General features: G+C 62.7%; 19 protein-coding genes and 1 tRNA gene. 13 read left to right on the forward strand and 7 right to left on the reverse strand.

Translation table 11 applies throughout. The features are described from left to right. Positions 1–86: 86 nt before the first annotated feature. The 8 genes from NKI58_RS04455 to phnN all read left to right on the forward strand — a co-directional run bounded on the left by NKI58_RS04455 (position 87) and on the right by phnN (position 8,630). On the forward strand, positions 87–2,021 hold the full coding sequence (locus NKI58_RS04455) for a bifunctional 5-dehydro-2-deoxygluconokinase/5-dehydro-2-deoxyphosphogluconate aldolase (RefSeq protein WP_352453012.1): 1,935 nt from the start codon (positions 87–89) through the stop codon (positions 2,019–2,021). 34 nt (positions 2,022–2,055) lie between these two features. After that, positions 2,056–3,930: a 3D-(3,5/4)-trihydroxycyclohexane-1,2-dione acylhydrolase (decyclizing) gene (iolD, locus tag NKI58_RS04460; protein ID WP_352783762.1), complete on the forward strand. Its 1,875-nt coding sequence runs from the start codon at positions 2,056–2,058 to the stop codon at positions 3,928–3,930. Positions 3,931–3,945: 15 nt separating this feature from the next. After that, positions 3,946–4,863, forward strand: coding sequence for a myo-inosose-2 dehydratase (gene iolE, locus NKI58_RS04465; RefSeq protein WP_352588522.1), 918 nt, complete (start codon positions 3,946–3,948; stop codon positions 4,861–4,863). 26 nt (positions 4,864–4,889) lie between these two features. Beyond that, complete coding sequence (locus tag NKI58_RS04470; RefSeq protein ID WP_254815905.1) at positions 4,890–5,108, forward strand: DUF3329 domain-containing protein; 219 nt, start codon at positions 4,890–4,892, stop codon at positions 5,106–5,108. Positions 5,109–5,110: 2 nt separating this feature from the next. Continuing rightward, on the forward strand, positions 5,111–5,923 hold the full coding sequence (gene iolB / locus NKI58_RS04475) for a 5-deoxy-glucuronate isomerase (protein ID WP_023677507.1): 813 nt from the start codon (positions 5,111–5,113) through the stop codon (positions 5,921–5,923). Positions 5,924–6,077: 154 nt separating this feature from the next. Next, positions 6,078–6,785, forward strand: a complete 708-nt coding sequence (locus NKI58_RS04480) for a DUF1045 domain-containing protein (RefSeq protein ID WP_352568507.1) — start codon at positions 6,078–6,080, stop codon at positions 6,783–6,785. Between the two features lie 79 nt (positions 6,786–6,864). After that, entirely contained in the window at positions 6,865–8,004 is a 1,140-nt protein-coding gene (locus NKI58_RS04485; protein WP_352464729.1) for an alpha-D-ribose 1-methylphosphonate 5-triphosphate diphosphatase, read from the forward strand. Beyond that, on the forward strand, positions 8,001–8,630 hold the full coding sequence (gene phnN, locus NKI58_RS04490; protein WP_352782925.1) for a phosphonate metabolism protein/1,5-bisphosphokinase (PRPP-forming) PhnN: 630 nt from the start codon (positions 8,001–8,003) through the stop codon (positions 8,628–8,630). The genes NKI58_RS04485 and phnN overlap by 4 nt, the downstream gene beginning before the upstream one ends. A 91-nt stretch (positions 8,631–8,721) precedes the next feature. Here the strand turns inward: phnN and NKI58_RS04495 are convergent, their stop codons facing one another. The 4 genes from NKI58_RS04495 to NKI58_RS04510 form a co-directional block, all read right to left on the reverse strand. Then, entirely contained in the window at positions 8,722–9,252 is a 531-nt protein-coding gene (locus NKI58_RS04495; protein ID WP_352472336.1) for a DUF2231 domain-containing protein, read from the reverse strand. A gap of 154 nt (positions 9,253–9,406) precedes the next feature. Next, entirely contained in the window at positions 9,407–10,402 is a 996-nt protein-coding gene (locus tag NKI58_RS04500; protein WP_023677502.1) for an ABC transporter permease, read from the reverse strand. A gap of 23 nt (positions 10,403–10,425) precedes the next feature. After that, entirely contained in the window at positions 10,426–11,970 is a 1,545-nt protein-coding gene (locus NKI58_RS04505) for a sugar ABC transporter ATP-binding protein (protein WP_352783755.1), read from the reverse strand. 114 nt (positions 11,971–12,084) lie between these two features. Next, positions 12,085–13,047 (reverse strand): sugar-binding protein, encoded by a 963-nt coding sequence (locus NKI58_RS04510; protein ID WP_352588525.1) that lies wholly within the window; start codon positions 13,045–13,047, stop codon positions 12,085–12,087. A gap of 606 nt (positions 13,048–13,653) precedes the next feature. Between NKI58_RS04510 and NKI58_RS04515 the strand changes: the two genes are divergently transcribed. Both NKI58_RS04515 and NKI58_RS04520 read left to right on the forward strand, forming a co-directional pair. After that, complete coding sequence (locus tag NKI58_RS04515) at positions 13,654–14,760, forward strand: LacI family DNA-binding transcriptional regulator (protein ID WP_352724651.1); 1,107 nt, start codon at positions 13,654–13,656, stop codon at positions 14,758–14,760. 69 nt (positions 14,761–14,829) lie between these two features. Beyond that, positions 14,830–15,972: an alpha-hydroxy acid oxidase gene (locus NKI58_RS04520; RefSeq protein ID WP_352724652.1), complete on the forward strand. Its 1,143-nt coding sequence runs from the start codon at positions 14,830–14,832 to the stop codon at positions 15,970–15,972. Positions 15,973–16,018: 46 nt separating this feature from the next. On the opposite strand, the gene NKI58_RS04525 is transcribed toward NKI58_RS04520, so the two are convergent. From NKI58_RS04525 to NKI58_RS04535, 3 genes are all read right to left on the reverse strand, one after another. Then, positions 16,019–16,333, reverse strand: a complete 315-nt coding sequence (locus NKI58_RS04525; RefSeq protein WP_352701780.1) for an antibiotic biosynthesis monooxygenase family protein — start codon at positions 16,331–16,333, stop codon at positions 16,019–16,021. Positions 16,334–16,980: 647 nt separating this feature from the next. After that, positions 16,981–17,057 (reverse strand) — tRNA-Arg (locus tag NKI58_RS04530). Between the two features lie 325 nt (positions 17,058–17,382). Next, complete coding sequence (locus NKI58_RS04535) at positions 17,383–18,870, reverse strand: ATP-binding protein (RefSeq protein ID WP_352568512.1); 1,488 nt, start codon at positions 18,868–18,870, stop codon at positions 17,383–17,385. A gap of 334 nt (positions 18,871–19,204) precedes the next feature. Between NKI58_RS04535 and rpmH the strand changes: the two genes are divergently transcribed. Genes rpmH through yidC form a run of 3 tightly spaced genes read left to right on the forward strand, consistent with a single transcriptional unit; the run spans position 19,205 to position 21,541 of the window. Beyond that, entirely contained in the window at positions 19,205–19,339 is a 135-nt protein-coding gene (gene rpmH / locus NKI58_RS04540; RefSeq protein ID WP_008833937.1) for a 50S ribosomal protein L34, read from the forward strand. A gap of 23 nt (positions 19,340–19,362) precedes the next feature. Then, positions 19,363–19,716, forward strand: coding sequence for a ribonuclease P protein component (gene rnpA / locus NKI58_RS04545; RefSeq protein WP_352539960.1), 354 nt, complete (start codon positions 19,363–19,365; stop codon positions 19,714–19,716). Between the two features lie 13 nt (positions 19,717–19,729). Then, positions 19,730–21,541, forward strand: coding sequence for a membrane protein insertase YidC (gene yidC, locus NKI58_RS04550; protein ID WP_352782932.1), 1,812 nt, complete (start codon positions 19,730–19,732; stop codon positions 21,539–21,541). Positions 21,542–21,547: the final 6 nt, after the last annotated feature.

Consider the following 21,547-nt stretch of genomic DNA (forward strand, 5'->3'; position numbering starts at 1 on the left):
TGGATTGGAATTATTATTTCATATTGCCGGCGCCACGCTGCCGCTCGCGCGTGTTACCCAATACAACAAGCCGATGGGAGGTTCGAATGGGCGAAGCCGTGGAAGCGAGACATGCGCCGCTCGACATCATCACCATCGGCCGCGCTTCCGTCGATCTCTATGGTCAGCAGATCGGCTCGCGCCTCGAGGACATTACTTCCTTTGCCAAGTCGGTCGGCGGCTGTCCGGCCAATATCGCGGTCGGTACTGCCAGGCTCGGCCTGCGCTCGGCGCTGCTCACCCGCGTCGGCAATGAGCAGATGGGCCGCTTCATCCGCGAGCAGCTGACCCGCGAGGGCGTTTCGGTCCAAGGCCTCAAGACCGATCCGGAGCGGCTGACCGCCCTGGTGCTGCTGTCGGTCGAGGATGAAGGCGTCTCGCCGATGATCTTCTATCGCAGCGATTGCGCTGACATGGCGCTTTCGAAAGACGATATCGATGAGGCGTTTATCGCTTCGGCACGCGCGGTCGTCGTCACCGGCACGCATTTTTCACGGCCCAACAGCGACGCCGCCCAGCGCAAGGCGATCCGTGTCATGAAAGCCAAGGGCGGCAAGGTGGTGTTCGACATCGACTACCGCCCCAACCTCTGGGGTCTCGCCGGCCACGCCGAAGGCTTCGAGCGCTATGTGAAATCCGACCGCGTCTCGGCGCAGTTGAAGACGGTGCTGCCCGATTGCGATCTCATCGTCGGCACCGAAGAGGAAATCATGATCGCCTCGGGCGCAGACGATTGCCTGAGCGCGCTGAAAACCATCCGCTCGCTGTCGGCGGCAACCATCGTGCTGAAACGCGGCGCCATGGGCTGCATCGTCTATGACGGGCCGATCAGCGACGACCTCGAGGACGGTATCGTCGGCAAGGGATTTCCAATCGAGGTCTACAATGTGCTCGGCGCCGGCGACGCCTTCATGTCGGGCTTCCTGCGCGGCTGGCTCGGCGAGGAAGGCCTGGCGACGGCGGCGACCTGGGCCAATGCCTGCGGCGCCTTTGCCGTGTCGCGGCTGCTCTGCGCACCGGAATACCCGACTTTCGAGGAATTGCAGTTCTTCCTGAAAAACGGCAGCAAGCATCTGGCGCTGCGCAAGGACGAGGCGATCAATCACATCCATTGGGCGACCACGCGCCGGCGCGACATCCCCTCGCTGATGGCGTTCGCCTGCGACCACCGCGTCCAGCTGGAGGATGTCGCGGCAAAAGCCGGCGCCGATCCGTCGCGAATCCCAGCTTTCAAGGTGCTGACGGTCAAGGCTGCGGCCAAGGTCGCGGCTGGCCGCGCCGGCTACGGCATGCTGCTCGACGAAAAATACGGACGCGAGGCGATGTTCGAATTCGCCCACCATTCCTTCGCCTGGCTCGGCCGGCCGGTCGAGTTGCCGGGTTCGCGGCCGCTTCGCTTCGAGTTCTCGCAAGACATAGGTTCGCAACTGACCGAATGGCCGGTCGACCACTGCATCAAGTGCCTGTGCTTCTATCATCCCGACGATCCGGCGGCGCTGAAGAGCGAACAGCAGCAGAAACTGCGCGCTTTGTTCGAGGCCGCGCGGAAAGTGGGCAGAGAACTTCTGGTCGAGATCATCGCCGGCAAGCACGGCAGGCTCGACGACATGACCATCCCGCGCGCGCTCGAGGAACTCTACGCACTCGGCATCAAGCCCGATTGGTGGAAGCTCGAACCGCAGGCATCGGCCGGCGCATGGGCAAAGATCGAGGCGGTGATCCTGAAGAACGATCCGTGGTGCCGCGGGATTGTGCTGCTTGGCCTGGAAGCGCCGCAGGACGAATTGGAAGCGGCCTTTGCTGCCACCGCCAAGGCGTCTATCGTCAAGGGCTTTGCCGTCGGCCGCACCATCTTCATCAACGCGGCCGAACAATGGCTTGCCGGCAAGATGTCAGACGATGAAGCGGTTGCCGACATGGCATCTCGCTTCGAGAGACTGACCGAGGCATGGCTTGCGGCGCGCGGCCGCAAAGCAGCATAAGAAGGCGCGGCATAAGGACTGCGGAGGAATCGACATGACCAAGACAATCCGCCTGACGATGGCGCAGGCGCTGACCCGCTTTCTTGCTCGACAGATGACCGAGATGGACGGGAAGAAAATGCCGATCTTCGGCGGCGTCTGGGCGATCTTCGGCCACGGCAATGTCGCCGGCGTCGGCGAGGCGCTCTACCAGGTTCGCGACGAACTGCCGACCTTCCGTGCCCATAACGAGCAGGCAATGGCGCATGCGGCGATCGCCTACGCCAAGGCCAATTTCCGCCGTCGCTTCATGGCGGCGACCAGTTCGATCGGCCCCGGCGCGCTCAACATGGTGACCGCTGCGGCACTTGCGCATGTAAACAGGTTGCCTGTCCTGTTTCTGCCCGGCGACGTCTTCGCCAACCGCATTCCCGATCCCGTCCTGCAGCAGGCCGAGGATTTTTCCGACGGCACGGCGACGGTCAATGACTGCCTCCGCCCGGTGTCGCGCTATTTCGACCGCATCACGCGGCCGGAGCAGATCATGCCGGCGCTCAACCGCGCCATGCAGGTGCTGACCGATCCCGCCGAATGCGGCCCGGTGACGCTGGCGCTGTGCCAGGATGTGCAGGCAGAGGCTTATGATTATCCGGAGAGCTTCTTTGCCGAACGGGTCTGGATCCCGCGCATGATCCGTCCGGATCGCCGGGAACTGGCGGCCGCCGTCGCGGCGCTGAAGAGCGCGAAGAAGCCGCTGATCATCGCCGGCGGCGGCGTACTCTATTCGCAGGCGTGGGAAGAACTGGCCGGGTGCGCGGAATGCTGGGGCATTCCGGTTTGCGAGACGCAAGGCGGCAAATCCTCGCTCCCGGACGATCATCCGTTGAACATGGGCGCGGTCGGCGTTACCGGCACTTCGGCGGCCAACAGGCTGGCCGAAGAGGCCGACGTCGTGCTTGCCGTCGGCACCAGACTGCAGGATTTCACCACCGGCTCCGGGGCATTGTTCAAGCATGCCGGCAGGACCATCATCGGGCTCAACGTGCAGCCTTTTGACGCCGGAAAGCACCAGGCGCTGCCGCTGGTCGCCGATGCGGCGGAAGGGCTCGCCGAACTCGCTGCGGCGCTGAAAGGCTGGAAAGCCCCTTCAGGCTGGACCGACAATGCGATCACGGGCAAGAAGAACTGGCAAGCGGATGCCGACAAGGTGACGGCGTCGACCAATGCCGCCTATCCGTCCGACGCGCAAGTGATCGGCGCAGTACAGCGCGCCATGGGCTCCGGCGTGGTACTGCTTCATGCCGCCGGCGGCTTGCCCGGCGAATTGCACAAGCTATGGCAGGCGGGCGCGCCCGGCTCCTATCACGCAGAATACGGCTTCTCGACAATGGGCTACGAAATCGCCGGCGGGCTTGGCGTCAAGATGGCCAAGCCGGACGAAGAGGTCGTGGTGATGATCGGCGACGGCTCTTACCTGATGCTCAATTCCGAGATCGCGACCTCGGTGATGCTCGGCCTCAAGCTGACCATCGTGCTGCTCGACAACCGCGGCTATGGCTGCATCAACCGGTTGCAGATGGCGACCGGCGGCGCCAACTTCAACAATCTGCTGAAGGACGCCCGTCACGAAACCTTGCCCGAGATCGACTTCGCCGCGCATGCTGCGAGCATGGGTGCGATTGCCGAAAAAGTGCCATCGATCGCCGGGCTGGAAACGGCGCTGGCGCAAGCGAAGAAGAACACGCGAACGACCGTGCTGGTCATCGACACCGACCCGCTGGTTTCGACCGAGGCCGGTGGAAGCTGGTGGGATGTCGCAGTGCCGGAAGTCTCGGCACGGCCGCAAGTGAATGCGGCGCGCAAGAAATATGAGGAAGCGCTGAGCGGGCGGGTTTCTTTAGCCATCCGCGAACGCGCCTCGAATGTCTGAAACTGGAGTGACGACTTGAAAGCCAAACTGGGCATGTCCCCCATTGCATGGTGGAACGACGATCTTGCCGAACTCAGCGATGATGTGTCGCTGGAGGAGTGCCTGCGCCAGTCGCGCTCGGCTGGCTTTACCGGAATGGAAATGGGCCGCCGCTTTCCCAACGATCCGCAAATCATGCTGCCGATCCTGAAAGAGGCCGACGTGACGCTTTGCGGCGGCTGGTTCTCGGGGACGCTGGTCGACGAAGACATGGCGAAGAACAAGGATCGTATCCAGCCGATGATCGACCTGTTCAAGGCGGTGAACGCGCCCTGCATCGTCTATGGTGAAGTCGGCCGCTCCATCCAGGGCGACCGCTCGAAGCCGCTCGCCAGCAAGCCCAGGCTTTCGGACGAGGAAATGAAAGCCTACGCCCGGCGGCTCACGCAGTTCGGCGAATGGTGTGCAGAGCAAGGCATGCGGCTCTCCTACCATCATCATATGGCGGCAGTAGTTGAGACCGAGCCAGAGCTAGATGCCTTCATGCGCTATTCGGGAGAAGGCATTCCATTGCTGCTCGACGCGGGTCACCTGGCCTTTGCCGGCGGCGATGTGCTGCGCGCTATTGATAACCACCACCCGCGCATCAACCATGTGCATGTGAAAGATGTGCGCATGGAGGTGATCGCGGGACTGGATCGCGAGAAGCAATCGTTCCTCGACGCGGTGGCACTTGGCGCCTTCACCGTGCCGGGAGATGGCTCGCTGGATTTTGGCGCCATCGTCCAGAGGCTCGCCGACCATGGCTATGAAGGCTGGTTCGTGGTCGAGGCCGAGCAGGATCCGAAGAAGAACCCGCCGCTCAAGATGGCGCAGGTCGGCTACAAGGAATTGATGCGGGCTATGACGGCGGCCGGCTATACGGTGGAGACACAGGGCTTTCCCAATGCTTGAGGCTCGCGAGGAAAGGTGTTGATCCGATGAAAGACTCCGAGCACCCGTTTTTCCGGCCGCTGTGGCGGCGCGTTGCCGTTGTCGCGGTCTGCCTGGTCTGGTCGGTGATCGAATTCGCTACGGGCACACCGTTCTGGGGCGTGATCGCGCTCGGCTTCGCCGGCTATGCCGTCTGGCAATTCTTCTATCTCTACAAGCCGGCTGACGAGGACAAGCCATCGGCAGACGCCAAACCGAAGGAATGACCATGTCGAAGCTGCTCGTCAAAGCCAATAAGGGCCACGGCCGCATCGCCCATGTGACGCCGCAAAGCGCCGGCTGGACCTATGTCGGCTTCGATCTGCATCGGCTCAGGCCCGGCGAGAGCGCTTCCGGGCAAACCGCGGATCGTGAGGTCTGCCTGGTGTTCGTCACCGGCAAGGGCAAGGCCAAGGCCGGCGGCAAGGATCTCGGCTTGCTCGGCGAACGCATGTCGCCGTTCGAGGGCAAGCCGTGGTCGGTCTATGTGCCGCAGGGGTCGGAGTGGTCGGTGAGCGCCGATACCGATCTCGAACTTGCCGTCTGTTCGGCGCCAGGACTGGGCGGCGGTCTGCCGGTCCGTGTCATCGGGCCCGACGATCTCGGCCAGGAGGTTCGCGGCAAAGGCACCAACACGCGCTATGTCACCAACATCCTGCCGGAGGGCAAGCCGGCCGATTCCTTGCTGGTGGTGGAGGTCATCACACCCGGCGGCCACACATCGAGCTATCCGCCGCACAAGCACGACCAGGACAATCTGCCGGCTGAATCCTATCTCGAGGAGACCTATTACCACCGTCTCAACCCGCCACAGGGCTTTGCTTTCCAGCGCGTCTACACCGATGCCGACGAGAACGGTGCTCGTTCGCTCGACGAGGCGATGGCGATCGAGGATGGCGACGTCGTGCTGGTCCCCAAGGGTTATCACCCCTGCGCAGCCTGCCACGGCTATGATCTCTATTATCTCAACGTCATGGCCGGACCGAAGCGGACGTGGAAATTCCACAACGCGCCCGAGCACGAATGGCTGATGAAGGCCTAACAGGTTTTTCGCTTCGCCTTCATCCGCTGGTCCAAGGCGAAAAAATCGTCGGCTAATGACCCGCCTGGACAACTTTGTTATCAGAAGCAATCACCAGCTTCGTCATTTCGTCATGCAAATCGCCTATGGGCAGCGGGGCTGACGAGGACTTTCGATGCGCTACGCGATCTATTTCACCCCCCGACAAGACGAACCGCTGGCACGGATCGCCGCCAACTGGCTCGGCCGCGACCCATTCGGTGCCGCCACAAAGCCGGTCGAGGCTGCGGGCGAGTTGTCGGCGGCAGAAGTTGCCTTCCATACCGCCTCGGCGCGCCGCTATGGCTTTCATGCGACACTGAAGGCGCCCTTCAGACTGGCCTCCAACGAGACGGAAACGTCGCTTCGTGCAGCACTCGACGATTTTGCCGAGGCGACGCCGGTGGTTACGATCCCGCGCCTCGTCGTCAGCCAGATCGACGGCTTCTTCGCGCTGTTGCCGGAAGTACCGCCGCCGGCGCTCAACCGCTTCGCCGACGACGTGGTGCGCGACTTCGACCGCTTCCGCGCGCCGTTGACGGAAGCCGAGATCGAACGGCGCAGCCCCGATTCGCTGAAGCCCGACGAGTTCCGCAATCTGTGCCAGTGGGGCTATCCCTATGTCTTCGAGACGTTTCGCTTCCATATGACGCTGTCCGGCCGGGTGTCGTCACAGGAAAGCCCTCGTCTTCGCCTAGCAATCGACAGCCTGTTTGCGGACGTGCTGCAACGGCCGGTGGCGGTGGACGCGCTGACGCTGTTTGTGGAAACTGAACCGGGTGCGCCGTTCATGGTGCTGTCGCATCACGCGCTCGGGCGCCGCCCGGCCAGAAGAACTGCCTAAATGACTATTTGCTTTAACCGCATGGTGCGAAGCCAATTCATTTTCAATTGGCTGCAAAATGCTGCAAGGACTGCCTGAAATGACTGCCGAGACCGTTCTTGACAATGCCCGTATTGTGCTGGCCGACCAGATCGTCGAAGGGTCGATCGTGCTGCGCGATGGGGTGATCGCCGCCATCGATCCCGGCGCTGGCCGCAGCGGCGAGGACATGGGCGGCGACTTCATCATCCCTGGCCTGGTCGAGCTCCACACCGACCATCTCGAAGGCCATTACGCGCCGCGGCCGAAAGTGCGCTGGAACCCGATCGCAGCTGTGCTCGCGCATGACGCCCAGGTGGCGACCGCCGGCATCACCACCGTGCTCGACGCCTTGCGTGTCGGCATGGACGAGGATGCCGACCTGACGGCCGCCGACATACGCAAGCTGGCCGACGCGATCGAGGACAGCGTGCAGCAGGACCGGCTCAGGGCCGACCATTTCCTCCATCTGCGTTGCGAGGTTTCGGCGCCGGACTGCCTCACGGCCTTCGCCAATTTCGACGGCGACGAGCGGGTCAGGCTGGCGTCGCTGATGGACCATGCGCCCGGACAGCGCCAGTTCGTCAATTTGGAAACCTACGCCTATTACTACCAGCGCAAGCTGAAGCTGACCGATCACGATTTCCAGAAATTCTGCGAAAAGCGGATGGCGGAATCGGCGAGGAATTCGAGCCCGAACCGCAGCTTCATCGCCGCTGCCTGCCAAGAGCGCGGCATCGTGCTCGCCAGCCATGACGACGCAACCGTCGGCCATGTCGACGAAGCGATCGAGCAAGGTGTGCGCGTCGCCGAGTTCCCGACCACTGAGGAGGCGGCGCGGGCTTCAAAAGAGGCAGGGCTCGGCGTATTGATGGGCGCGCCGAACGTCATGCGCGGCGCGTCGCATTCGGGCAATGTCTCGGCCCGCACGCTGGCCGGCGATGGCCTGCTCGATATCCTGTCGTCGGACTACATTCCCTTCAGTCTGATCCAGTCAGCCTTCTTCCTCGGCGACGTGGTCGAGGGCATTTCCTTGCCACAGGCGGTGGCGATGGTCTCGAAGAACCCGGCCGAGGCGGTCGGCCTCAGCGATCGCGGTGTCATCGAGCCCGGCCGGCGCGCCGATCTGGTTCGCGTGCGCGTCGACGACCATGTCCCGGTCGTCCGCACGGTCTGGCGGCAGGGACGCCGAGTCGCATGATGGTATCGGCATCGGTCGAGCGTGAATTGTCCGCTGCGGGATTTCCGATCCGCGACGGTGTCTTCGTCGCCGTCGTCGGGCCGAGCGGTGCCGGCAAGGACACGGTGATCGGCTATGCGCGCGCCGTGTTTGCCGACGAGAGCCGGCTGGAGTTCGTGCGCCGGGTGATCACCCGGCCGAGCGATGCGGCCACCGAGGATCACGACACGCTCGCCGACGTTGCCTTCGTCGAGGCCGAAGCGGATGGCGCCTTCGCGATTTCCTGGGAGGCGCATGGCCTGCGCTATGGCATCCCGGCCGAAGTCGATTGGTCGGTCTCAAACGGCCGTGTCGCGATCGCCAACGTCTCGCGCGCGATCATCCCGGCGCTGCGGGAGCGCTACGCCAATCTGGCTGTCGTCGAGATCACGGCTACACCGGATATCCTGGCCGAGCGGCTGGCATTGCGCGGTCGCGAATCGCGCGGCGAAGTGCTGGCACGGCTGGCGCGCAGTGCCAATGTGGCGCTGTCCGGACCGGGTGTCACCTCGATCGACAATAGCGGCCCTCGTGAAGCCGCCGGCGAGCGCTTCGCCGAGGTGCTGCGCAAGGCCATGGCCTTCTCCGACATGTCGGGCCTTATCTAAAGTAGCGCCCATCCGATGCATTCGGTATGGGCGCTACTTGTCTAACCGATATCTTTTTGGAAACCGGTATCCACTTTTCGGGATTATGGCCTCATGCGGCGTGCCGGTCCCGACCAGCGTGACGAGTATCCGTGGCAGTGGTTGTCGAAGGCTTCGCTGGCGCATCCGCTGGTGTATCCAGAACTGCAACGTGGTGCCGATACACCATCTCCCAGCCCTTCCAGCCGGTGAACAGCAGTATGCAGACCACTATGAACGACAAGAGCGCACCCCATGGGCGGACCGCGGCTTCGGCGCCTTGCGCATAGCGAAGGTAGAAATTGATCAGTGCCACAACGACCGCGGTCAAGTTGCCCAGCATGTGGTACCAGGCGTCGGACAAGGCGCGAATGCGCGGCTCGTTGAGGAAGTCGATAAAACCAGCTGTCGCAGCGAGAAGGGCCATTACTATGGCTGCCCCGATCAGCCACATCGATGCCCGTGCCCAGAAGGCATCGGCAGTCCCCCAGAAAACCAGGTCGGTGACAAACGCACCGACAAGAAACGCGACAGGAAAAGGTATCAGCATCGGGTGGAGGGGGTGAGTTCCTACTTTGGCGGTACTAACTGGATTCGTGGGCATGGAACGCCTCCGCGTAGCAAAGCTTAAATAAACGCTCAGATACGGGTTTTCGTTCCAAATAGAGACCGACCTGAACTGCTGTCGCGAAGCTCCGGTTGACTCTTTCACGCCACCTGCCATGGCAGTCGGCGTATTTCATCCAGCTATTTTTGCGTCACTCAGCGGCAGCACCCGCCACGCCCTTGCGTGTGGCTTCCAGCATCCGCCGCCGCGCCCTGAACACGCCCCATTGCTGGTCGACCAGCACGCCGATGAGGATCACCCCGCCCATGACGGCGAAGTTGAGCGAGGACGGGATGCCGAGCAGGTTGACGAGGTTCTGCAGCTCCTGCAGCAGCACCGTGCCGAGCAGGACGCCGATCAGCGAGCCTTCGCCGCCACGCAGCGAGAAGCCGCCGAGCACCGCGGCCGCGATGGCATAGAGCTCGTAGAACTGGCCGTGGCTCGCCGGCGAGATCGAGCGTGTGTACATGGCGAAATAGATAGCCGACAGCGCCGTCAGCACGCCGCAGATGACATAGGCGGCCATGACGATACGGCCGGTGCGGATGCCGGAATATTTTGCCGCTTCCTCGTTCTTGCCGATGGCATAGAGATAGCGCCCGAACACCGACCGGTGCAGCACCACCCACATGACGACGGCGATGACGATCAGCGCGATGAAGCTGTTCGGCACGCCCCAGGACCGCCCCGCCGTCAGGAACTCGAGTTCCGGGAAGTTCTGTCCGAAGGCAAAGCCGGCGGTGCCGTCGGCGGTGTAGAATCGCGCCACGCCGCGATAGATCAACAGGCCGCACAAAGTCACCACGAAAGGCTGCAATTTGAGCCGGGTGATCAGCCAGCCATGCGCCAGCCCGATGATGCCGCCGAGCACCAGGATCAGCGGCAGGGCGACCGGCCAGGCCATGCCGCGCGTGGCGATGAAGTCGATGAACAGCACGCCGAGCAGCGCAACCACCGAGCCGACCGACAATTCGATGCCACCGGTGATGATGACGAAGGCTTGGCCAATCGACAGGATGCCGAACAACCCGATCAGGTTCGAGGTGTTGGCGAGATTGATCGGCAGCAGGAAGCGTGGGTTGATGATCGCCACCACCGCGCCGACCACCAGGATCAGGATCAGCAGGCCGAGATCTTTCTTGCTCATCGTCTTCTCCCAGTGCCTGCGAACTACTTCGGCTGCTTGCCGACCGCCAGCAGCAGCACGTTTTCCTGGCTGAACCGGTCCTTGTCGAGAATGCCGGAGATCTGGCCTTCATGCATGACGGCAATGCGGTCGGAAACGCCGATCACCTCCTCCATGTCGCTGGAGATCATCAGCACGGCGACGCCGGCATCGGCCAGCGCCCGCATTAGCCCGTAGATCTCGGCCTTGGCGCCGATGTCGATGCCGCGGGTCGGCTCGTCGAGGATCATCACCTTCGGCTTCATCGCCAGCCATTTGGCCAGCACGACCTTTTGCTGGTTGCCGCCCGACAGCGTGCCGGTGCGCGTCTGGACGGAGGGCGCCCTGATGCCGAGATTGGTCTTCTGCTTCTCGGCGGTGGCGGATTCCGCGCCGGCCGAGACCAGCGAGCGCCGCGAATGCGCCGGCAGATTGGGCAGCGAGATGTTCTGGGCAATCGACAGGTCGAGCAGGATGCCGGTCAGCTTGCGATCCTCGGGGACGAGGAAAATACCGTTGGCCACTGCGTCCGCGGCCGAACCAAGAACCAGATCTTTTCCGTCAAGCTGGAACGAGCCGCCAAAGCTCTTGTCGATGCCAAACAGGACGCGCGCCAGCTCCGTCCGACCGGAGCCGACGAGACCGGCGAGGCCGAGGATCTCGCCATGCCTGACATCGAGGTCGACGGGCCGGTCGGGATAGGCAGCGGTGCGAATGGCCTTGACCGACAGCGCGACAGAGCCCGGCGGGCGCGCCGATTCTGCGGCCTTCTCCCTCTCCTTCAGCATGCGGCCGATCATCAGCTTGACCATCTGGTCGTGATTGATGGCGCTCTTCGGCAAGGTTCCGGCGAGCATGCCGTCCCTGAGCACGACGACGCGGTCGGCGACGCGCTCGACCTCGTGCAGGCGGTGCGAGATGAAAATGACGCTGATGCCGTCTGCCTTCAGCGCCTTGATGACACCGAGCAGCTTGTCGGTTTCTGCGATCGGCAGGCTCGATGTCGGTTCGTCGAGGATGACCAGCCGCGCCTCGATCGACAGCGCCTTGGCGATCTCGACCATTTGCTGCTGGGCCAGCGACAGCGCCGACACCGGCGTATCGGCCGAGAAATTGGCGCCCACGCGTTTGAGCAGCGGCGCCGCCAGCGCTCGCAGCCTGGCGCGGTCGACCAGCCTGAACGGGCCGGCGCGCAGCGGTTCGCGGCCGAAGAAAATATTGGCGGCGACGTCGAGGTTCTCGAACAGGTTGAGTTCCTGGTGGACGAAGGCGATGCCCGAACCGATGCTGGCTTCGACGGTCAGACTGTCATGGGCGACGCCATCGACGGTGATGGTGCCGGTGTCCGGCCGGGTCACGCCGCCGAGGATCTTCATCAGCGTCGATTTGCCGGCGCCGTTTTCGCCGACCAGGCCGATGACCTCGCCGGGCCTGACCTCGATCGAGAACCCGTCCAGCGCGACAACGCCGGGATAAGTCTTGCGCACGCCGTCGAGGCTCAGGAACGGAGCGGCCGTGGATGCAACGATGGATGGGTCGGAATAATTCATCACGCCTGACAGCAGCCGGTGAGCCGTTTTGGCCTCAGACTGACGGGCCTTGCGAGGCGCGTCAATAGAATCGCCGGCTCAGGGCGAACCCTTTAGCCGGCGCAACTTATTCGCTCAATTTCCCGACATCGCCTTGAGGTTGGCGGCGTAGGCGTCGACATCGTCCTTGCCGATGATCTTGGTCGGCACGATGATCAGGCCATCGGCGGGAACGCCCGACTTGTCGCCCTCGAGATAGGCAGCCATCAGCTTCATGCCCTGATAGGCCCATTCGAAGGGTTGCTGCACGACGGTGGCGGCGACGGTACCTTCCTTGACGCCGCCCAGCGTGATCGGATCGTCGTCGAAGCCGACGACGGTGATCTGGCCGAGCTTGCCGGCATCGCGCAGCGCTTCATAGATGCGCGGCGTGTTGTAGGAGTAGAAGCCGACCATGCAGGTGACGTCGGGGCTGGCGACCAGCGCGTCCTCGACGTTCTTCTTGGCGCGGGCCTGATCGATGTCGTCGCCACGCACGTCGACCAATTCGATCTTGGTGCCCGCGAGGCCGTCCTTCATGCCCTGGATGCGCTCCTTGGCATTGTCGGCGCCGAGCAGGCCAACGAAGCCGAGGCACTTGCCGCCGTCGGGCATTGCCTTCTTGGCGATCTCGGCCGCCTGCTTGCCGGCATCGACATTGGACGAGCCGATATAGGCGACACGCTTGGTCTGCGGCGCGTCGCTGTCGGTGGTGAACAATGCCGTCTCCGAGGCGATCTTGTTCAGCCCGTCGGTCGACGTCTTGGGGTCCACCGCCGAAACCATGATCCCCTTCACGCCGGCCGTCACCAGATCGTCCATCAGGCGCTGCTGTATGGCGACCGAGGACTGTTCCGGATATTTGAGCTCCAGACTATAGTTGGGCAGTTCGCCTTGAGCCTTCTTGACGCCGGCTTCGGCCGCCTTCCAGAAATCGGAAGCGCCGTTGACGACGAAGGCCAGCGTCGGCTTGTCGTCGGCGCGCGCAATTGCCGTGACGGACAGGCCGAGCAGCAGGGCCGCGGCGGCGACGGACGTATTTCGTATCACAGATTTCATGTTCAACCTCCCATTTGAATCAGTCGTGTCGCTGATGTGAATTTGCGGATTGCGGCTTGGACGCCCCTCCTCCTCAAGGGTTCCGGCAGCGAAAGAACGGCGCCAATCCAGCCACGATGCAAACTCTAGACACTCGTTTGCGGTTAGTAAATAGTCCGATTTGTCTGACATTTTCGTGATTGCGCGACGCATTTACGCCGGCCCGAGAGCCGCCAGACATCGCGTCGCACGCTCGATTTGCCGCGCCCAGCATGATCCATGCCGGGCATGACAAATTGACTTTAGAACGTTGCGAGTTATTAGTAAACAGTATTAGTTTCTTGGTTGGAACGTCGCTTGCCATGAGCGGCAAGGCCTTGGCCGCCGCGTGGAGCAGAGAGGCGCCAGGGGATCGAGCGGACCGTCGATGGCTTGCGCAGCGGCAGAAATCCGCGAGAAATCAAGCTTTGTGGCGAGATTGTCGTTTGCGCCGCCGTATGGCGGGCGATGGGATTCGATTGATAATAATGATAAATTTGATTTCCGTTTATAAACGCGGCATGTCGGACCGGCTTGCCGCCCGCGACGCGATCCGGTTAGACGGGCCGGGGTGGGAAACATGAAACCATGAGCGAACCGACGGATCTCAGCGATCCCGATGTCTCCAGGCGGCGCAAGCCGTCGGGGAAAAACCCCAAGGGCCGCGTTACCATGACCGACATCGCCAGGGCGGCAGGCTGTTCGCAGGCGACGGTTTCGTTCGTGCTCAACAACACGCCGGGCATCAGGCTGTCGCAGCAAACCCGAGAGCGGGTGATCGAGACGGCGCGAACGCTGGGCTATTCGCCGCCCGTGTTTTCTGCCTTGCGAGCCCCGGTTGCAGCATTCGACGGGCTGGATGGCGTGATCGGCTTCGCCGTCGACCAGTTGGCGACCAGCCCGGAGGCGGTCGTCGCCATTGAAGGGGCGCGGCAAGCCTCGTGGAACGCCGGCAATGTAGTGTTGGTGGCGCAGACCATGGGCGACGAGGTGATGGAGCCCCGGGCCATCGCGGCACTGACCAAGCGGGGCATTTCGGCACTGATCTACATGACCATTTTCACCCGCGAGATCGTCGCGCCGGACTATCTCTACGGCCTCGACATTCCGGTCATCCTGCTCAACTGCTACACCGCCGACTATGCCTTCCCCGCCGTGGTGCCGAGCGAGATCGCCGGCGGCCAGAGCTCCACCCGCCACTTGATCGGCCATGGCCACCGGCGCATCGCCACCATCACCGGCGAGCCCTGGATGCAAGCGGCGCAGGACCGGCTGAAGGGCTACCGCCGGGCGCTGGCGACGGCCGACATTCCGTTCGACCCGGCGCTGGTCGTCGAAGGCGACTGGTCGGCGAGCGCCGGCTATGCCGCGACCGTCAAGCTCTTGGCGCTGAAGGACCGGCCGACCGCGATCTTCTGCCAGAACGACCGCACCGCGATCGGCTGCTACGAGGCGCTGAAGGAGGCCGGCCTGCACATCCCCCGGGATATTTCGGTGATCGGTTATGACGACGAGGAGATCGCGCGGCATCTGTTCCCGCCGCTGACGACGTCGATCCTGCCGCATATGGCGATGGGACAATGGGCGATCGAGCAGCTCGAAGTCCCCGCTGCTCCCGGTCGTGGCCGCTATCCCATCACCAAGCTCGAATGCCCGCTGGTGGAGCGGGAGTCGGTTGGCGCTCTGGCGGGCTGAGGCGAGAGCGCCGGCGATCGACAATGGCACAGGCTTGACATCGGGCCCGGCATATACCCGATTGATTTCATGAGATTGCAAAGCTGCTACAATTTTCAGGACTTCCGCCGGCTGGCAAAACAGCGCCTGCCAGGTCCGATCTTCAATTATATCGATGGCGGCGCGGACGACGAGACGACGCTGCGGCGCAACACGGCGGCGTTCGAGGACTGCGATCTCGTCCCCAACGTCCTTGCCGGCGTCGGACAGGTCGACATGTCGGTCACCGTCATGGGCCAGAAGCTGGCGATGCCGGTCTATTGTTCGCCGACGGCTCTCCAGCGACTGTTTCACCATAGCGGCGAGCGCGCCGTCGCCGCGGCGGCGGAGAAGTTCGGCACGATGTTCGGCGTCTCGTCGCTCGGCACGGTCAGCCTGGAGGAAGTCCGCAAGCACAGGACGCCGCAGGTCTATCAGTTCTATTTCCACAGGGATCGCGGCCTGAACCGCGCCATGATGGAGCGCGCCAAGACGTCCGGCGTCGACGTGATGATGCTGACGGTCGACAGCGTCACCGGCGGAAACCGCGAGCGTGACCTGCGGACCGGCTTTTCCATCCCCTTTCGGCTTACGCTCGGCGGCATGATGCAGTTCGCGATCAAGCCGAGATGGGCTATCGACTATTTGACGCACGAAAAGTTCAGCCTGCCGCAGTTGGACGGCCATATCGATCTCGGCGGCGGAGCGCTTTCCATCAGCCGCTATTTCACCGAGATCCTCGAGCCGTCGCTGGATTGGAAGGACGTCGAAGACATGGTCCGCTTCTGGAACGGCCAGTTTTGCCTGAAGGGGATCATGAGCGTCGCCGATGCCAGAAAGGCGGTCGACATCGGCTGCACCGGTATCGTTCTGTCAAATCATGGCGGCAGACAGCTGGACGGCTCGCGCAGCCCCTTCGACCAACTGTCGGAGATTGCCGACGCGGTGGGCGACAAGATAGACGTGATCATCGACAGCGGCGTCCAGCGCGGCACGCATGTGCTGAAGGCCCTGTCGTTGGGCGCCAAGGCCGTCGGCGTCGGGCGCTACTATCTCTTCCCGCTGGCAGCCGCCGGACAGGCCGGCGTCGAACGGGCGCTCGGCCTGATGCGAACCGAGATCGAACGCGACATGCGGCTGATGGGATGCAGGTCGGTGGCAGAGCTTTCCAGGGGGAATGTGCGGTTTAGGTAATAGAGCCGGGAAGTGGCGCACGGCATAAGCTTTTCGAAGTGCGAAACTATACCGACCTGCCGCTGCTCCTGCCGTCCGTTTCGAAGACAGCCTCGCCGGAAACAGCATCCGTATATCCGCCCTCAAGCTGCTGCAACGTATGGCGGAACCGATCAAGATTGCCCAGCATTTTGTGCCTGGCATCGACCATGTGCTGAAAAGTGTCCCACTCTCCAATCGAGAAGAAGGCGCCATCTCCCGATTTGATGAGAGCCATTTTTCGCAATCCCTCGAAATTGCGCGGAGCGCTGCTGAATAGTTCGACGAATTCGTCTTCACTACCCGGCTTGACCCGGAAGCGGACGCTGTTGAATGCCGTCATGTACGTTCCCCCGTGAAAGAACTGAAAACCTCGAATATGCGAGGCCCTAACGCACCTCGAACCCTTCGAACAGGTGTACAGGAAAATCGGAAGGTTGGCTTCAGTCACCTCTGGCCGAAAGCCCCGTTTCTGGCGCTATTTTGCCAGGAAGAGGACGACGCTCGATCTCAATCGGTACGCCCTTCCGACCGGCAATGAAACGCGCTGTTAACGCCGTTCGCGGGTGACAGGATGTTGGCCGCAGTTCGAAGGTATAATCTGCGTCTCGCTGTCAGTTGCGGAGGCGAAAATGAATTTGCTTCGGATTGCGCTCTTGTGCACGGCCATGATCGACGTTGGAATGCCGGCCGTTCGCGCTGAGGATCGGCCTGTGCCGCAGAACAATAAAGCCGCAACAACGCAGCCGCCCGTTCATTGTGAAGGCCAAAATTGTCTCCCGCCGGCGAAAGATCCCGTGCAGGAATGCACTGGCCAGGATTGCACGCCAGGCCCGCCGACTGAACCGGGCCCGGAGATTAAGCAGGCCGACTGAGCAGCATTAGCTGACGATCCCCTTTTTGGCATGGATGGCGCTCAGCCCTCGCGACTTTCCGGCCACCGGTGGTAGATTCTGTTACTTATGTTCCCGGGGGTAGGCATGAGTTTATTGGCGCGCCCGAAGAGATTCGAACTCCTGACCCCCAGATTCGTAGTCTGGTGCTCTATCCAGCTGAGCTACGGGCGCGCAACAGGCCATGCTTTGCATAGCCCCGCGATCCGATCCTGGCGACCGGCCGCGAATGTGAGCTGTTCCCTAGCGACTGAATTTGCGAAAAGCAAGCCGATCCTGGCCAAAAGTTTTGCCGTCATGTTTTGCCGTCATGCGCCGGCCGGCGAAGGCAAGATCGCGTCACGCGGCGGCCGAGCCGATAGGTCGTCGTCTTGGATCAGTCATTTGCCAATCGGAACGGCCCGTAACGAAAGACGCCGTTGCACGGCGGCCGAGCCGATGGCTCGTAGCCTCGGACCAACCATTTGCGAATTGAAACGGTCCGTAACGAAACGGTTCGTTACGCCGGGCGGCGCAGTCCGTTGCGGGCCTGGTCGAGCCGGACCGGCTGGTCGGGAATGGTGACCGCGAATGTGGTGCGGCCGCCGATGCTTTCGACCAGCTCCACCGTGCCGCCATGGGCGCGGATCAATTCATGGGCGATCGCCAGGCCAAGGCCGGTGCCGCCGCTGCGGGCCGAGCCGCGGAATGCCGCGAACAGGTTTTCTCGCGCCTTTGGCGGCAGGCCGGGGCCGGTGTCGGTGACGACGATGCGGCTGACGCTGCCGATGCGCTCGGCCGATATGGTCAGGCGGCGCACCACGGCGCTCTCGGTGTCGGCCGCCATCGCCTGCACGGCGTTGCGGCTAAGATTGGTGAGCACGCGGAACAGCTGGTCGGAATCGGCGTCGACCTCGAGCACCGGATCGACGGCGTTGACGAATTCGATGCCGCATTCGATGTCGAGCAGGCCCTGGACGTCCTCGACCAGCTGGCGCAGCCGCAGCCTGCGGCGCGACGGCGGCGGCTCCTGGGTGCGGCCATAGGCCAGCACGCCCTCCGAGTAGGACACCGCACGGTCGAGCGCGCGCAGCAGTTTTGGTGCGAAGGCCTGCACGGTCGGGTCCTTGACCTGGCGCAGGCGGTCCGACATCAGTTGCGCCGAGGCGAGGATGTTGCGCATGTCGTGGTTGATCTTCGACACGGCCAGGCCGAGATCGGCCAGGTGCTTCTGCTCGGTCAGCATCTTCTGCAGCCGCTCCTGCATCTGCGACAGCTCGCGTTCGGCGACGCCGATCTCGTCGGCCCGGGCGGCGGGGTGAATGATGCGGCCGGGGTCGTCGGGCGCCTCGGAAAAGGACAGCATCGAGCGTGTCATCGTCCTGATCGGGCCGATCATGATCAGGTCTATCGCGGCGTAGACCAGCATGGCGGTGAACAGCGAGATCAGCAGCGAGACGAAGGCGACGTTGCGCGAATAGATCAGCATGGCATTGCGCAGGCGGTGGTCGGGCATGATCAGCTCGAATTCTTTGTCGCTGTCGCCGACCGGCCCGAAAACGCGCAGCATCCGCTTGCCGCCGAAAAACAGCGTGTCCAGCGCGCCGGTCATACCCTTGATCATGCCGACATTGGCGATATCGATATGCTCGTCGACCTGCGGCGGCATTTCGGCCACGACCAGAAGCCGCGAGACGCCGCCGTCGCGCACGGCGATCGCCTTGGCGCCGATCGCCATCAGTACGTCGTTCTGGGCGGCACGCGACAGCGAGGCAGGTTCGCCCTGCACCAGGACGATGGAAACCGCGGCGGCGGTGCTCAGCCTCTCCTTCAGCCAACTCAGCCTGTAGCTGGCGATCCAGGGCACGAAGATGAGGATTTCGGCCAAGAGCACGAAGACGATGGTGAGCAGCAGCAACTTGGTCGACAGGCCGCGCGCCAGCGGCACCCTGCGGGTGGCCGCCTTCGCCTGGGCGATGCGTTCGTCGGTTGCTGGGACTTCACTCATGCTCGTCGTCACGGCTGCCTGTCATCACGGCTGCTTGTCTTAGGGACTGCTCGTCTTCACGATCGCTTGATCGGGTGAGATTAGGCGATTGCGGCTTTTTTGCCAAATTCATCCTTGGCCGAAGCCGGACAAAGGGCCGCAAGACTTCGATGCCGGTCCGACAATGCCGGCCCGACACGCTGGATTGACTTCCAAAACCCTTCTTTCTATAAGCCCGCTCACGCTCGGGCCATTCGTCCCGGCGCGGTTTCGATCGCGCCAAAACCGGCCCGGCAAAGCTCCTGTTACAAAGTGACAGAATCAAGAAGGGCCGCACCCCGCGGTATTTAAACAAATGAAGCGTACTTACCAGCCGTCCAAACTCGTCCGCAAACGCAGGCACGGTTTCCGTGCCCGCATGGCCACCAAGGGTGGCCGCGGCGTCGTCGCAGCCCGCCGCAACCGCGGCCGCAAGCGTCTCAGCGCCTGAGCACCAAGCGAGAGACAAGATCGTTGCCCGCAACCGGCAAGCCAACGGGTGCCCATCCCAAGCGGCTTCTGAAGCGCGCGGAATTCCTGGCTGTCCGCCGCGGCGAAAAGCGCCGCGGGCGGCTTTTCCTCGTCGAGGTCCTGGGCCGCGGCGACAGCGAGGCGCCGCGCGTCGGCTACACCGTCACCAGGAAGGTCGGCAACGCCGTCGTTCGCAACCGCATCCGGCGGCGGCTGAGAGAGGCCGTGCGCACGCATGCCGCGGATGACATGGCGCCCGGCAATGATTATGTCATCGTCGGGCGCGAAGACGTGCTTACCACTCCGTTCGGCCAGTTGAAGGCCGAACTCTCCCGCAGATTGCGTGGAACACGATAGGCCAAGGGCTTCGATGGAAAACAACCGCAACTTCTTCATCACCATCGCACTGTCGGTGCTGATCCTGGCGCTTTGGCAATATTTCTATGTGATGCCGCGCAGCGAGATGCAGCGCGAAGCCGCCCGCATCGAAGAGCAGCGCGTGGCGGAGCAGAAGAAGGCTGCCCAAGGCACCAGCCCGGGCGCCAGCGAAACACCGGTGCAGCCGGGCGCCATTCCGAGCGCGCCTGGCGGCGACGCCGTGACGCCGGCCAGCCGCGACCAGGCGATTGCCTCGACCAGCCGCGTCAAGATCGACACGCCGAGCCTCGAAGGCTCGATCAACCTCACCGGCGCGCGTCTCGATGATCTCAAGCTCAAGCACTACACGGAGACGGTCGACAAAAACTCACCCAAGATCGCGCTGCTCAATCCTGAGTCGCTGCCGAACGGATATTTCGCCGAGATCGGCTTTGTTGGCGAAGACAAGGTGGGAACGCTGCCGGGACCCAAGACCGTTTGGAACGTCGACGGCAATCCGACGCTAACGCCGGCTACACCAGTGACGCTCACCTTCACCAACGACAAGGGCCTGACTTTCAAACGCTCATTCTCGGTCGACAACGACTACATGTTCACCGTTTCCGACACCGTGCAGAATTCCGGTAGCAGCCCTGTCTCGCTGTTCAATTACGGCCGCATCACCCGCTTCGACAAGCCGGCGGTCGCCAGCATCTATGTGTTGCACGAAGGCCTGATCGGCGTCACTGGCAGCGAAGGCCTGCAGGAACACAAATACGCCGATCTCGAGAAAAACAAGCAGTACACACCGAGCAAGTCCAAGGACGGTTGGCTGGGCATCACCGACAAATACTGGGCGGCGACGCTGGTGCCGACAGAGGCGCAGGAGTTTCAGCCAAACTTCGCTTATTACGAGGACGGCCGTCATCGCTATCAAGCCGACTTCCGCACGGACGCGATTGCGCTGCAGTCCGGCGAATCCAAGACCATTGAATCGGAGATCTTTGCCGGCGCAAAGGAAGTCAACAAGATCAATGCTTACGAGAAAGATCGCAAGATAAGGCTTTTCGAAAAGCTGATCGATTGGGGCTGGTTCTGGTTCATAACTCAGCCGATGTTCTCGCTGATCGACACGCTTTACAAATTCTTCGGCAATTTCGGTCTGGCGATCCTCGCCACCACCGTCATTGTCAAGGCGCTGTTCTTCCCGCTCGCCAACAAGTCCTATGCGTCGATGGCGAACATGAAGAAGGTGCAGCCCAAGATGCTCGAGATCCGCGAGAAATACGCGGACGACAAGATGAAGCAGCAGCAGGCGATGATGGAGCTCTACAAGACCGAGAAGATCAATCCGCTCGCCGGCTGCTGGCCGGTGGCATTGCAGATCCCGGTGTTCTTCTCGCTCTACAAGGTGCTCTACATCACCATCGAAATGCGGCACGCGCCGTTCTTCGGCTGGATCCAGGATCTGGCGGCGCCGGACCCGACATCGATTTTCAACCTGTTCGGGCTGATCCCCGTTACCTTGCCGCACATGCTGATGATCGGCGTCTGGCCGCTGATCATGGGCGTGACGATGTTCCTGCAGATGCGCATGAACCCGACGCCGCCGGACCCGACGCAGGCGGCGATCTTCACGTGGATGCCCGTGATCTTCACCTTCATGATGGCGGGTTTTCCGGCCGGCCTCGTCATCTACTGGGCCTGGAACAACACGCTGTCGATCCTGCAGCAGGGCGTGATCATGAAGCGGCAAGGCGCCAAGATCGAATTGTGGGACAATCTGGTCGCGCTGTTCCGCAAGAAACCGTCGCCGGCGGAATAGCCGGCG

It is taken from the genome of Mesorhizobium sp. M0522, from assembly GCF_040321085.1.
Lineage (GTDB): Bacteria > Pseudomonadota > Alphaproteobacteria > Rhizobiales > Rhizobiaceae > Mesorhizobium.

Excerpts from the sequence above, each read along its gene's own strand:
- NKI58_RS04455 (WP_352453012.1), top strand. The coding sequence starts at position 87 with ATGGGCGAAGCCGTGGAAGCGAGACATGCGCCGCTCGACATCATCACC.
- iolD (WP_352783762.1), top strand. The coding sequence starts at position 2,056 with ATGACCAAGACAATCCGCCTGACGATGGCGCAGGCGCTGACCCGCTTT.
- NKI58_RS04470 (WP_254815905.1), top strand. The coding sequence starts at position 4,890 with ATGAAAGACTCCGAGCACCCGTTTTTCCGGCCGCTGTGGCGGCGCGTT.
- iolB (WP_023677507.1), top strand. The coding sequence starts at position 5,111 with ATGTCGAAGCTGCTCGTCAAAGCCAATAAGGGCCACGGCCGCATCGCC.
- NKI58_RS04480 (WP_352568507.1), top strand. The coding sequence starts at position 6,078 with ATGCGCTACGCGATCTATTTCACCCCCCGACAAGACGAACCGCTGGCA.
- NKI58_RS04485 (WP_352464729.1), top strand. The coding sequence starts at position 6,865 with ATGACTGCCGAGACCGTTCTTGACAATGCCCGTATTGTGCTGGCCGAC.
- phnN (WP_352782925.1), top strand. The coding sequence starts at position 8,001 with ATGATGGTATCGGCATCGGTCGAGCGTGAATTGTCCGCTGCGGGATTT.
- NKI58_RS04495 (WP_352472336.1), bottom strand. The coding sequence starts at position 9,252 with ATGCCCACGAATCCAGTTAGTACCGCCAAAGTAGGAACTCACCCCCTC.
- NKI58_RS04500 (WP_023677502.1), bottom strand. The coding sequence starts at position 10,402 with ATGAGCAAGAAAGATCTCGGCCTGCTGATCCTGATCCTGGTGGTCGGC.
- NKI58_RS04505 (WP_352783755.1), bottom strand. The coding sequence starts at position 11,970 with ATGAATTATTCCGACCCATCCATCGTTGCATCCACGGCCGCTCCGTTC.
- NKI58_RS04510 (WP_352588525.1), bottom strand. The coding sequence starts at position 13,047 with ATGAAATCTGTGATACGAAATACGTCCGTCGCCGCCGCGGCCCTGCTG.
- NKI58_RS04515 (WP_352724651.1), top strand. The coding sequence starts at position 13,654 with ATGAGCGAACCGACGGATCTCAGCGATCCCGATGTCTCCAGGCGGCGC.
- NKI58_RS04520 (WP_352724652.1), top strand. The coding sequence starts at position 14,830 with ATGAGATTGCAAAGCTGCTACAATTTTCAGGACTTCCGCCGGCTGGCA.
- NKI58_RS04525 (WP_352701780.1), bottom strand. The coding sequence starts at position 16,333 with ATGACGGCATTCAACAGCGTCCGCTTCCGGGTCAAGCCGGGTAGTGAA.
- NKI58_RS04535 (WP_352568512.1), bottom strand. The coding sequence starts at position 18,870 with ATGAGTGAAGTCCCAGCAACCGACGAACGCATCGCCCAGGCGAAGGCG.
- rpmH (WP_008833937.1), top strand. The coding sequence starts at position 19,205 with ATGAAGCGTACTTACCAGCCGTCCAAACTCGTCCGCAAACGCAGGCAC.
- yidC (WP_352782932.1), top strand. The coding sequence starts at position 19,730 with ATGGAAAACAACCGCAACTTCTTCATCACCATCGCACTGTCGGTGCTG.